This window comes from Embleya australiensis (genome assembly GCF_051903075.1).
Classification (GTDB): domain Bacteria; phylum Actinomycetota; class Actinomycetes; order Streptomycetales; family Streptomycetaceae; genus Embleya.
The window spans coordinates 1,081,410-1,093,504 of record NZ_CP182422.1 but is presented as its reverse complement, the minus strand read 5'-3'; the positions used below and the strand labels follow the sequence as shown (position 1 = coordinate 1,093,504).

Annotated in this window: 7 protein-coding genes; 4 read left to right on the top strand and 3 right to left on the bottom strand. The window is 72.8% G+C overall.

Features of this window, described 5'->3' with window-relative positions:
• Nucleotides 1-146: 146 nt before the first annotated feature.
• Together thpR and ACMXN5_RS04450 are read left to right on the top strand one after the other, a co-directional pair.
• Nucleotides 147-734 (top strand): RNA 2',3'-cyclic phosphodiesterase, encoded by a 588-nt coding sequence (gene thpR / locus ACMXN5_RS04455; RefSeq protein WP_439674091.1) that lies wholly within the window; start codon nt 147-149, stop codon nt 732-734.
• A 135-nt stretch (nt 735-869) separates the two neighbouring features.
• A complete protein-coding gene (locus tag ACMXN5_RS04450) occupies nt 870-2,132 on the top strand; it encodes a sulfite oxidase (RefSeq protein WP_439674090.1) in 1,263 nt (420 codons plus the stop codon).
• A gap of 56 nt (nt 2,133-2,188) precedes the next feature.
• Here the strand turns inward: ACMXN5_RS04450 and ACMXN5_RS04445 are convergent, their stop codons facing one another.
• Complete coding sequence (locus ACMXN5_RS04445) at nt 2,189-4,408, bottom strand: NADP-dependent isocitrate dehydrogenase (protein ID WP_439674089.1); 2,220 nt, start codon at nt 4,406-4,408, stop codon at nt 2,189-2,191.
• A gap of 195 nt (nt 4,409-4,603) precedes the next feature.
• Here ACMXN5_RS04445 and ACMXN5_RS04440 point away from each other — a divergent pair, with 195 nt between their 5' ends.
• The gene (locus ACMXN5_RS04440) at nt 4,604-5,902 is read left to right on the top strand and encodes an NAD(P)/FAD-dependent oxidoreductase (RefSeq protein ID WP_439674088.1); all 1,299 of its coding nucleotides are present in this window, start codon (nt 4,604-4,606) and stop codon (nt 5,900-5,902) included.
• Nucleotides 5,903-5,996: 94 nt separating this feature from the next.
• On the opposite strand, the gene ACMXN5_RS04435 is transcribed toward ACMXN5_RS04440, so the two are convergent.
• Together ACMXN5_RS04435 and ACMXN5_RS04430 are read right to left on the bottom strand one after the other, a co-directional pair.
• Nucleotides 5,997-7,118 (bottom strand): glycerophosphodiester phosphodiesterase, encoded by a 1,122-nt coding sequence (locus tag ACMXN5_RS04435; RefSeq protein WP_439674087.1) that lies wholly within the window; start codon nt 7,116-7,118, stop codon nt 5,997-5,999.
• Between the two features lie 172 nt (nt 7,119-7,290).
• The gene (locus tag ACMXN5_RS04430) at nt 7,291-8,421 is read right to left on the bottom strand and encodes a saccharopine dehydrogenase family protein (protein WP_439674086.1); all 1,131 of its coding nucleotides are present in this window, start codon (nt 8,419-8,421) and stop codon (nt 7,291-7,293) included.
• Nucleotides 8,422-8,974: 553 nt separating this feature from the next.
• Between ACMXN5_RS04430 and ACMXN5_RS04425 the strand changes: the two genes are divergently transcribed.
• Nucleotides 8,975-11,521 carry a BTAD domain-containing putative transcriptional regulator gene (locus ACMXN5_RS04425; protein ID WP_439674085.1) on the top strand — a complete coding sequence of 849 codons (2,547 nt, stop codon included), beginning with the start codon at nt 8,975-8,977 and terminating at the stop codon, nt 11,519-11,521.
• The last annotated feature ends 574 nt before the right edge of the window (nt 11,522-12,095 follow it).

Genomic DNA, 12,095 nt, shown 5'->3' with positions numbered 1-12,095 from the left:
TGCCGGGACACGGGCCTCGATGTCCGGGACGGGTGCGGTCTCTTGCGCGCCACGGGGTGCATACCCGCAGGGCGGCGGAGGTGGATCGTGGGGCGATCGGTGGGCCGCCGCGCGGTGGGTCGGGGCGATGCGGTACGACATCTCCTGTGATCGACGAAGCCCCCACCGCGCCGCGGACCGTACGCCTGTTCGTGGCCCTCGCCCCGCCCGACGACGCCAAGGACGAACTGGCGCGCGCCCTGCGGCCGGTGCATGCCGCGCATCCTCGGCTGCGCTGGAATCGCATCGAGGACTGGCACATCACGCTGGCCTTCCTCGGCGAGGTCGCGGTCGACGTGGTCGAGGCGCTGCGACCGCCGCTGGCGGAGGTGGCCGTCGCGGCCGAGCCGCTCACGCTCGCGCTGCACGGCGCCGGGCAGTTCGACGAGCGGGTGTTGTGGAGCGACGTACGCGGCGATCTGGACGCGCTGCACACGCTGGCCGACGCGGTCCGGAGCGTGGTGGCGGACTGCGGAATCCCGCTGGAGAACCGGCCGTTGCGGGCCCATCTGACCCTGGCCCGGGCCCGCCGCGACAACCTCGACGGCATCGCGGCCGCCGCCGCCGAACTCGCCGACTTCGCCGGACGGCCCTGGCCCGCCCGCACGTTGCACCTGGTGGCGAGCAACCAGGGCCGTGGACCCGGACCGATCCACTACCGCGACGTGGACGCCTGGCCACTGCCGACCCGATAGCGCCGACGCGCACGGGAGTCGGCCGCCGGGCCCGAACACGGGGATTGCCGGGGGTACGCGCGCGGGTACGTGCTTCCGTGTGATCGTGAGGTCGCCCGGTGTGGTGACGTCGGGCCCCGTTCGGTGGAGGTTTCGATGACATCGATCAACGAAGGTGCCTACGACCGCCGCCGGTTGCGGCAACTCGTCGCCGGCGGCACGCGGGCCGACGGGCCGGGCCGGCGCGATCTGCTCAAGCTGCTCGCGGCGGCCGGAGCGCTGTCGGTGTTGCCGACGACCGGTGCCTTCGCGGCGGGCTCGGCCGCGCCCGGCATCATCAAGCCGCTTCCGCCCGAGTGGTTCACCGCGCGGGGCACCAACGCCGAGAGCAACTTCGCGGCGCTCGCAGACACCGGATACCTCACACCGGTCGAGCGTTTCTTCGTGCGCAACCACACCTCGACTCCGCAATCGGCCGCCCGGGACTGGCGGTTGCGGTTGTGGGGGAGCGGGCTGCGCACCGGCGTCGGATACGACGACGCGATCACCTTCGACCTGGACCAGCTGCGCCGACTGCCCGCCCATACGCACACCGCCGCCATCGAGTGCGCCGGCAACGGCCGCAGCCTCTACGCCTCCCAGCAGGGCGAGACCGTGCCGGGCACACCCTGGACGCTGGGCGCGATCGGGGTGGCCCGGTGGCGCGGCGCGCGGCTGTCCGACGTGCTGCGCCGGGCCGGACTGCGGCCCGACGCGGTCGACGTGATGCCGCGCGGACTGGACGATCCGTACGTCGGCGGCGGGGTCGACTACGGCCGGGTGCGCCGGCCGCTGCCGGTGGCCAAGGCGCTCGACGACGTGCTCTTGGCGTACGAGATGAACGGCGCGCCGCTCGCGCCGGACCACGGCGCGCCGTTGCGGGTGGTGGTGCCCTCGTGGGTGGGCATCTCCTCGATCAAGTGGGTCGGTGACATCGAGGTCTCCGCGCAGCCGCTGTACTCGCCGTGGAACACCGAGTTCTACCGGATGTTCGGCCCCGCCTTCCCCGAGGGCGGTGGGCCGCCGCTGACCCGGCAGACCCTCAAGAGCGCGTTCGAACTGCCCTTCGGCGCGCGGCTCGCGGCCGGTGTCCCGCACCGGCTCACCGGCCGGTCCTGGTCGGGCGCGGGCGGCGTATGCCGGGTGGAGGTCAGTACGGACGGTGGTGTGCGATGGCGGCACGCGCACCTGTGGGACGAGCCGAGGCGCGACGGGTGGATGCGCTGGAGTGTGGATTGGCGGCCCGCCGAGTCCGGGCCGGCGCTGTTGCTCGCCCGCGCGAGCGACACGGCCGGGCGTACCCAGCCGGAGCGCGCCACGTTCAACACCCAGGGGTATCTCTTCGACGCGGTCGTTCGCCACCCGGTGACGGTGGGCTGACGCGACACCGCCCCGGCCGGCGCGGGGCCGATCGGGGCGGTGTGTGTGCGAACGGGTCAGGCCAGCGTGGCGAGCGCGTTGTTGAAGGTCGCCGACGGGCGCATGACCGCCGACGCCTTGGCCGGGTCGGGGCGGTAGTAGCCGCCGATGTCGGCCGGCTTGCCCTGGACCGCGATCAGCTCGTCGACGATCGTCTGCTCCTGCTCGCGCAGGGTGTGTGCGAGCCCGGCGAACGCCTCGGCCAGTGCCGCGTCCTCGGTCTGCGCGGCCAGCTCCTGCGCCCAGTACAGGGCCAGGTAGAAGTGGCTGCCGCGGTTGTCGATGCCACCCAGGCGCCGGCTCGGCGACTTGTCGTTGTCGAGGAAGGTGCCGGTGGCCCGGTCCAGGGTGTCCGCCAGCACCTGGGCGCGGGCGTTGCCCACCGACTGGGCCAGGTGCTCGAAGCTGACCGCGAGGGCCAGGAACTCGCCCAGGCTGTCCCAGCGCAGGTAGTCCTCCTTGACCAGCTGCTGCACGTGCTTGGGCGCGGAGCCGCCCGCGCCGGTCTCGAACAGGCCGCCGCCGTCCATCAGCGGGACCACCGAGAGCATCTTGGCGCTGGTGCCCAGCTCCAGGATCGGGAACAGGTCGGTCAGGTAGTCGCGCAGCACGTTGCCGGTGACCGAGATGGTGTCCTCGCCCCGACGGATGCGCTCCAGGGAGAACGCGGTCGCCTCGACCGGCGACAGGATCTCGATCCGCAGGCCCTCGGTGTCGTGCTCGGGCAGGTACTGCTTCACCTTGGCGATCAGGTTCGCGTCGTGCGCGCGGCCCTCGTCCAGCCAGAACACGGCCGGGGCGCCGGTGGCGCGGGCGCGCGTAACGGCGAGCTTGACCCAGTCCTTGATCGGCGCGTCCTTGGTCTGGCACATCCGGAAGATGTCGCCCGCGGACACGACCTGGGACAACACCACGGTGCCGGCGCCGTCGACCACGCGCACCGTGCCGGCGGCGGGGATCTCGAAGGTCTTGTCGTGGCTGCCGTACTCCTCGGCCTTCTGCGCCATCAGACCGACGTTGGGCACCGAGCCCATGGTGGCCGGGTCGTAGGCGCCGTTGGCCTTGCAGTCGTCGATGACGACCTGGTACACGCCCGCGTAGCTGCTGTCCGGCAGGACCGCGAGGGTGTCCGCCTCCTTGCCGTCCGGGCCCCACATGTGCCCGGAGGTGCGGATCATGGCCGGCATCGAGGCGTCGACGATCACATCGCTGGGCACGTGCAGGTTGGTGATGCCCCGATCCGAGTCGACCATCGCCAGTGCCGGACCGGCGGCCAGCTCGGCGTCGAAGGACTCGCGGATCTTCGCGCCGTCGGGCAGCGCGTCCAGGCCCTTGAGGATGGCGCCGAGGCCGTCGTTCGGGCTCAGGCCGGCCGCCGCGAGCGCCGCGCCGTGCTCGGCGAACGTCTGCGGGAAGAAGGCGCGGACCGCGTGGCCGAAGATGATCGGGTCGGAGACCTTCATCATGGTGGCCTTCAGGTGCACCGAGAGCAGCACGTCCTCGGCCTTGGCCTTGGCGACCTGCGCGGCCAGGAACTCGCGCAGCGGCGCGGCGCGCATCACCGACGCGTCCACCACCTCGCCCGCGAGCACCGGTACCGACTCGCGCAGCACGGTGGTGCTGCCGTCGTCGCCCACCAGCTCGATGCGCAGCGTGCCCGGCTCGGCGATCACGGCCGACTTCTCGGTGGACCGGAAGTCGTCGGCGTCCATGGTCGCGACGGCGGTCTTCGACTCGGCGGTCCAGGCGCCCATGCGGTGCGGGTGCGCCCGCACGTAGCTCTTCACCGACGCGGGGGCGCGGCGGTCCGAGTTGCCCTCGCGCAGGACCGGGTTGACCGCGCTGCCCAGGACCTTGCCGTAGCGGGCCCGGACGTCCTTGTCCTCGTCGGTCTTCGGGTCGTCCGGGTAGTCCGGGAGCGCGAAGCCCTGCTCGCGCAGCTCGGCGATGGCGGCCTTGAGCTGCGGGATCGAGGCGGAGATGTTGGGCAGCTTGATGATGTTGGCTTCCGGCGTCTTGGCCAGGTCGCCCAGCTCGGCGAGCGCGTCGTCGAGGCGCTGCTCGGCGGTCAGCCGCTCCGGGAAGTGGGCGATGATGCGCCCGGCCAGGGAGATGTCACGAGTCTCCACCTTGACCCCGGCCGTCGCCGCGTACGCCTGGATCACCGGCAGCAACGAATACGTCGCCAGCGCCGGGGCCTCGTCGGTGTGCGTATAGATGATGGTCGGGTCAGTCACAGGATGCTCCGCTCCATGTCCGCAACATTGCTCGACATCAAGATATCTTGCGGCGGGTGATGGTGCGTCGCGGGCCCTGCCGGTTCCGGGACGGACCGTGGGTGCGGCGCGACATACCGCGACAGTCGGCGGTACCGGGGCGGTCGACCGGTCAGACTGTGGCGTGTCGCACCGCATCTCAGGGAGGAGGCCCGGATGAGTACGGACGTCGTGGTGATCGGCGCGGGGGTGATGGGTTCCTCGATCGCGCTCGAACTCGCCCGCGCGGGGCGGCGGGTGACCGTGGTGGACAAGGCCGGCGGGGTGGGCCTGGGCTCGACCGGCGCGTCCAGTGCGATCGTGCGGTTCAACTTCTCCACGTACGCCGGCGTGGCCGCGTCGTGGGAGGCGCTGTTCTGCTGGCGGGCCTGGCCCGAGCACCTGGGCTGCGAGGTCGCCGACCCGGTGCGCTTCGAGCGTTGCGGGCTGGCCCTGCTCGATGTGGACGCCGCGCCGCGTGGGGCCTACCTGCCGCTGTTCGACGCGGTCGGGGTGCCGTACGAGGAGTGGGACGCGGAGACGTTGGCGGCCAGGATCCCGGGACTGGACACCGGTCGCTACTGGCCGCCCCGACGGCTGGACGACGAGGCGTTCTGGGCGCCGGCGACCGGCACGCTCGGGGCGGTGTTCACCCCCGACGCGGGGTACGTGAGCGATCCGCAGCTGGCCGCGCAGAACCTGGCCGCCGCGGCGCGGCGGTACGGCGCCGAGTTCCGGTTCCGGCGCACGGTGACCACGATCGAGTCGACGGCCGGTCGGGTGCGCACGGTGGTGCTCGACGACGGGTCCAGGCTCGCGTGTGCGACGGTGGTGAACGCGGCCGGGCCCTGGTCCGGGCGGATCAACGAACTGGCGGGCGTGGGCGCCGACTTCACCATCGGGGTGCGACCGCTGCGGCAGGAGGTCGAATACCTCCGGGCACCCGACGGCTACAACCCGGAGGGCGCGGCCGGGGTGGCCGTGGCCGACCTGGACCTGGGCGTGTACCTGCGCGGCGAGGTCGGCGGCGGGATGTTGGTCGGCGGGACCGAGCCCGAGTGCGACCCGCTCCAGTGGCTGGACGACCCGGACGAGGCGAACCCCAACCCGACGCAGGCCGTGTTCGAGGCCCAGGTGACCCGGGCGGCCCGGCGGCTGAGCGGGCTGACCGTGCCGAACCGGGCGCGCGGGGTGGTCGGGGTGTACGACGTCGCCGACGACTGGACGCCGATCTACGACCGGACCGAACTGGACGGCTACTACGTGGCCATGGGCACCAGCGGAAACCAGTTCAAGAACGCCCCGCTGGTGGGGCGGATGATGGCCGCCCTGATCGAGGCGGTGGACAACGGGGCGGACCACGACGCGGATCCGGTGTGCTTCGTCGGCCCGCACACCGGCAAGCGCATCGACCTGGGCGCGTTCTCCCGACGGCGCAGCGTCAATACGGCCAACTCCGGGACGGTCTTCGGCTGATCCCCGGCCGCCGGGACCGACGGAGTCGCCGGACCTGGCGCAGACCCCGTACCGCCGTGACGCGGGCGGTACGGGGCCGATCGGATGCCCGGGGTCAGAGGCCGAGGCCGGCGCGGGCCGCTACGGCGGTGTCCGGGTGGTCGGCGAAGACGCCGTCCAGGCCGAGGCCGTAGAAGAGTTCGTACTCGGACGTGATGTCACCGCGTGCGTTCGGGTCGGCGCCGAGCCGGAAGTCCAGCGGCAGGAACTGGTTCTCCGCGCGGAACGTCCAGGCGTGCACGAGCAGTTGGTTGCGGTGCGCGTCGCGGATCACCGAGGTCGGCGCGAGCAGCTTGCCCGCGGCGTCGCGGGGCACGATCAGGTTCTTGTTGACCCCGATGCCGTCGGCGTAGGAGTGGATCCACTTCAGGTTCTCCGGCTTGGCCAGATCCTGGTACGTACGCGGGTCGTTCGCCACCACCAGGTCGTACGGCCGGCCACTCGCGTCCAGCAGCTGGATCAGCTTGTTGTCGGTCATCCGGTCGAGCTTGCGCAGGTTGGCGGTCTCGAAGGACTGGATGAACACCTTGTCCTTGCGCCCGGTGAGCCGGTTCTGCTTGAGGACCCGCACCAGGGGCTCCTCCAGCGCCAGACCTATCGACTGGAAGTAGCTCGGGTGCTTGGTCTCCGGGTACACGCCGATCGTACGGTCGAGCCGGCGGCCCTCGGTGCGGGCCAGGTCCAGCACCTCCTGGAAGGTCGGCACCTCGAACTTCCCGTCGAACGTGGTGTTCGTGGGCCGGACCTGCGGCAGCCGCTCCTTCGCGCGCAGCGTCTTGAGCTCGGCCAGCGTCAGGTCCTCGGTGAACCACCCGGTGACGGGCGTGCCGTCGATGGTCTTGGTGGTCTTGCGCGCGGCGAACTCCGGGTGCGCGGCCACGTCGGTGGTGCCGGAGATCTCGTTCTCGTGCCGGGCGACCAGCACGCCGTCCTTGGTGGAGACCAGGTCGGGCTCGATGTAGTCGGCGCCCATCCGGATCGCGAGGCGGTAGCTCTCCAGGGTGTGCTCGGGACGGTAGCCGCTGGCACCCCGGTGCCCGATCACGATCGGGTGGGTCGACGGCCGCGACGAATCGCGGGACGTGTCGTCCTGGGCCGCGGCGGCGGGAACCGCGATCACGGTCGCGAGCAGCACGCCGGCCACACCGAGCGCGGGAAGGATACGTCGCAACGCCATCTCCTCTGTCGTCCCGACGCGGGCGCGCGGGAGCACGAATCGTGCAAACACGCCGAGTCAATCGCCGGCAGACGACGCGCGGTGAGGACGAAGCCGGCCCGCGGATGAACCTCCGGAGAACGTCCGGCGGCCCGGGCCCGATGCGACGGTGCCCGGGCCCGGCCGGCCCGGGTCAGCGGGCGGCGCCGGCGATCGTGGTCGGGCGGTCGGCGTCCTCGGTGTGCTGTTCGGCGTCCCCGCCCGGGAGTTCGAGGCGGCTCAGGTGGTCCGGGGTGAGCGCGCGCAGGAAGTCGGCCGCGTCGAAGGCCTCGCCCGCGGCCAGGACGCCGGTCGTGGTGTGCCGTCCGGTCAGGAGCCGTTCGGCGGCCTCGACCACGAGGGGCGCGGTGACCGCGTAGATGTCGTTGCCTCCGGCCACCGCGCGGTGTTCCCCCTCGCCGGTGCGCACGACCACCTCGACGAGGAAGGTCTGCGCGGAGCGGCCGAGGGCGTCGGCGGGGGACGGGGAGGGATTGGGCGTGCTCGCGTCGTTGACGTCCCGCAGCGGGGCCAGGTTCATCACCGCGCGCACCTCCGGGGTGCGCAGGTGACGGGGGATGGTGACCTGGTCGGCGGTGGCGAACTCGGTGACCGCCAGGGCGCCCATCGGCGCGGGGAAGCGCCACTCGGACTGCTCCTCCGAGTACGAGAAGGGGTGCAGCCGGCCGCCGGTGAACACGAGGTGCCGTCCCGCGTTGGTCCGACCGGTGAGGCGGCTGCCCTCGGTGGGCAGCCAGCTGTCCAGGCCGAAGGCGATGGTGATCTCGTCCGCCTCCGACCGCTCGCCCATCGCGACGGTGGCCAACAGGTCGCCCAGCGCGCCGTAGAAGGCGAACGACGGCGCCAACACCAGCCCGGCGGCCCGGGCCTGCTCGCCCCGGGTGTCGAACAGCGCGGCGGTGGCGGCCTGTTCGGCCGCCACGTCGAGATAGTGCGCCCCCGCGCGGATGGCCGCGTCGGCCACCGGAAGGGTGGTCTCCGAGAACGGTCCCGCGCAGTTGATCACGGCGGCGGCGCCCGCGAACGCCCGGTCCAGCGCGGCCGGATCGGCGACGTCGGCGACCCGGATCGTCGCGTCCGGATACCGCTCGCCGAGTTCCCGGAGCCTTTCCTCGTTCCGACCGGAGAGAATCACCGTCCGACCCCGGCGGTGCAATTCGGCGACCACGAAACGCGCGGTGTGTCCATAGGCCCCGTAAACCACGACCGCACTTTCCCGGAGAGCGGCGTCGGCGGTCGGCGTATTCGTGGCGATGGCGTTCATGATTTCGCTTTCCGGGATCGAGGCCCGACCGGAACACCCGGTCGGGAGAAGCATGTACACATCCTCTGCGCCCGCCGAGGGCACTGCCAGTGTCGGGAACGACATGGTCCGTGCAATTTCGGACACGGCGAGCGCGGGGGTCGAGGGCGTCGGTCCGGGTTGGCGGAGTGCGCCGGCCGCTCCGAGACTTCGCCGGCCGGCTCGGGATTTCCCGGCGCTGATATGCGGGCCGACCGACTGTGCCGATTATCAAGTGATATGGGTGGTTCCGTGATTGCGCACGGCGAGCGAATCGTGCCACGGAGTCATTGACCGACGAATTTCCGTTGTGTCAATGTCGTCTCCAGGTACCCGCGACCCGCCCGTCGCGTCGTCCGCCCACCACGGGCGACCGAAGGACGGGTCGTCACACCCGGGCCGACCCGAGCGGCAGCGGGAGGAGCGCGCGCGGGGGGCTACGCGCGTGGAGACACATCCGTCCGACCGACGGCTCGATTCTCCGCGAGACACCCCGAGACCGTCGCGACACCACCGCGCTTGACTGGAGGGTTCCATGGAATTCCGGATTCTCGGCCCGCTCGAATCGGTCCACGGCGGCGCACCGGTGGACATCAAGGGCACCCGCCAGCGCACCGTGCTGGCCCTGCTCCTCCTCGAGGCCAACCACATCGTGCCCACCGACCGGCTCGTGGACGGCGTCTGGGACAAGGCGCCGCCGACCACCAGCCGAGGGCAGATCCAGATCTGCATCTCCTCGCTGCGCCGGCAGCTTCCGGCCGCCGCGTTACCCGGGCTGATCACCACCCGATCGCCCGGCTATCGACTACGCGTCGCCGACGGCCAACTCGACCTGCACGCCTTCGAGTCCGGAGTGGCCGCCGGCCGCCGCGCCGCGGCCGAGCGGCAACCGAAGCGTGCGGTCCGCGAGTTCCGGGCCGCGCTCGACCTGTGGCACGGACCGGCGCTGGCCGGGATCGACAGCCGACTGGTCCGGCACGGCGTCGCGCACCTGGACGAACGCCGCCTGGTGGTGCACGAGGAGTGCCTGGAGCTGGAGTTGGCCACCGGCGCGCCGCACGGGCCCGCCGGCGAACTGCTCGCCCTGGTCGCCGCGCATCCGCTGCGCGAGCGGCTGCGGGTGCTGCTGATGACCGCGCTGTACCGGGCCGGCCGGCAGGCCGAGGCGCTGGAGGAATACCGCAAGGCCCGGGAGATCCTGATCGAGGAACTGGGCATCGAGCCGGGCGAGGACCTGCGCCGGCTGCACCGGGCCATCCTGAGCGGCGACCCGGATCTGGTGCGACCCACCGCGCCGGCGATGATCGAACCGGTCGTGATCGCGCCGACTCGGGTACCGCGCCTGCTGCCCACCGACTTCGCCGACTTCACCGGACGGGCGGACCTCGCCCGGGAGTTGACCCGGCCGCGCGAGACCGCAGGGACCGGCACGGCGGTACCGATCACCGTGGTCACCGGACGCTGCGGAGTGGGCAAGACCACCCTGGCCGTGCACGCCGCACACCGACTGGCCCCGGACTTCCCCGACGGCCAACTCTTCGCGCACCTGACCTCGGCGGACGGCCCGGTGGACCCCCGCGACGTGCTCGGCCGCTTCCTGCGCGCGCTGGGCCTGAGCGGATCGGCCATCCCGGACGGCCTGGAGGAGCGCGCCGAGACCTATCGCGACCTGCTCGCCGGCCGCCGGGTGCTGGTGGTCCTGGACGACGCCACCGCGGAGAGCCAGGTCCTGCCGCTGCTGCCCGGCACCCCGCGGTGCCGGGTCCTGGTCACCTCCCGGCGCCGCTTCACCGGCCTGCCCGCCGCCGATCGGCTGGAGGTGCCCGCCTTCGACCCGGACGGCTCGGTCGAACTGCTCGCCCGGATCGCGGGCCGGCACCGGATCGCCGCCGAGCCGGACGCGGCGGCCGCGCTGTGCGCCGCGTGCGAACACCTGCCGCTGGCGCTGCGGATCGTGGCCACCCGACTGGCGGCCCGGCCGCACTGGAGCGTGTCGGACCTGGTCGCCCGGCTCGGCAACGGCTCCCGGCGACTGGACGAGCTGTGCTACGGCGAGGTGAGCGTGCGGGGGAGCATCGCGCCCACCTACGAGGGCCTGACCCCCGAGGCCCGGCGGCTCTTTCGGCTGCTCGCCCTGCTCCAGGCCCCCGGATTCGCCTCGTGGGTCGGCGCGCCGCTGCTCGGCACCGACCCGCTGCGGGCGCAGGACCCGCTGGAGGAACTGGCCGAGTGCTATCTCCTCGACGTCGAGGTGAACGCCGGTACCGGCGTGGCCCGCTACCGATTCCCGGAGCTGGTGTACACCTTCGCCCGGGAGCGGCTGGCCGCCGACGAACCGCCCGGGGTCCGCCGCGCGGCGCTGGAACGCACCCTGGGCGTACTGCTGTTCCTGCTCGGCGAGGCCCGGCGGCGACAGCGCGGGGCAGCGTCGAGCGGGCCGCACGCGGGCGGGCGGCAGCGGGTCTTCTCCGCCGAACTGGTCGAGCGGCTGCTGGCCGATCCGCTCGCCTGGTACGCGCAGGAGCGCCCGTGGATCCTGGCGGCCATCCGACAGGCCGCCGCCGCCGGGTTCCTGGAGCACGCGCGCGGACTCGCGATGAGCACGATCACCCTGTCCGAGGCGCGGACCCACCCGGACGCCGGGCACGCGGTGGTGGGGTTCGGCGACGAGCTCGTCGAGACCGCGTCGGCGCCCGACGCGTCGACGCGCGCGCTACGGGCCCACCTGCGCCTGGCGGAGGCAGATGTCGGGCCCGGGGAACACGCCGGGGGGTTCCGCACGTTGCTCGACCCGGCCGATGCCGGGTACGGGCGCGGCGAGGAGCGGCAGGCGGGCGTGCTCGCGGTGGCCGCCCGCGCGCTCGCGGCGAACATGCCGCGGCCGCGGGCCGGGTCCGCGCCGTCGTCGCCGGTCGGGGAGCGGAGCGAACCGGGCCTGGAGTCGGGCGCGTTCGGGTCCGGGGCCGGGCCGGTGGGCGATGCCGGCGCGTGGGTCCGGGCGGTGATCCCGCAGGTGCGTGCGCTGCGCGCGGAGGGTTGCCCGTCGGGCGGATCCGGTGCTGCGACGGTGCGTGCGGAGTAGGCGGCCCGGTCGGAGCGGGCGGATCGTGCGGAGCAGGCGGCTTGTGCGGAACGGGCGGGTCGTGCGGAGCAGGCGGATCGTTTCGGGCAGGCGCCTTGTTCCGAGCGGGCGGCCGGGCCCGGCCGTCGTCCGGTCGTACGCGCGAACCCTGGCCGAGCCCGCCGTACGCCGGTCCGGACGACGACACGGGTCCGGCCGTCCACCCCTGCCGGTGCGCTTCCGGCCCCCACCCTCGCCACGTCCCGCCCTCCCCTCGGGACGCGCGGTGACCCCGGAACGCTCCCGGTTCGACACGTGCATTCGGGTCCGAAGCCGGTGCCGGCCGCGGACACGCTCCCACTTCCGCACGTGTCGTGGATCCGAGGACGCCGCCTCGGACCCGGTCCGTCCGGGAACGTCTCCCCGGACCGGGTTCGCCCCACCCGCCTCGCCGATCACGTTGCCACGCGCGTATATCGGCGTCACGGTGCGAGCAGGCGCTCCCCCTCGACACGCACGATATGCGGGCCGCCTTTCCTTTTCCTATCGGTGCCTTCTCCGTTTCCTATCCTTGACGCCCTCGTATTCGCGTCCT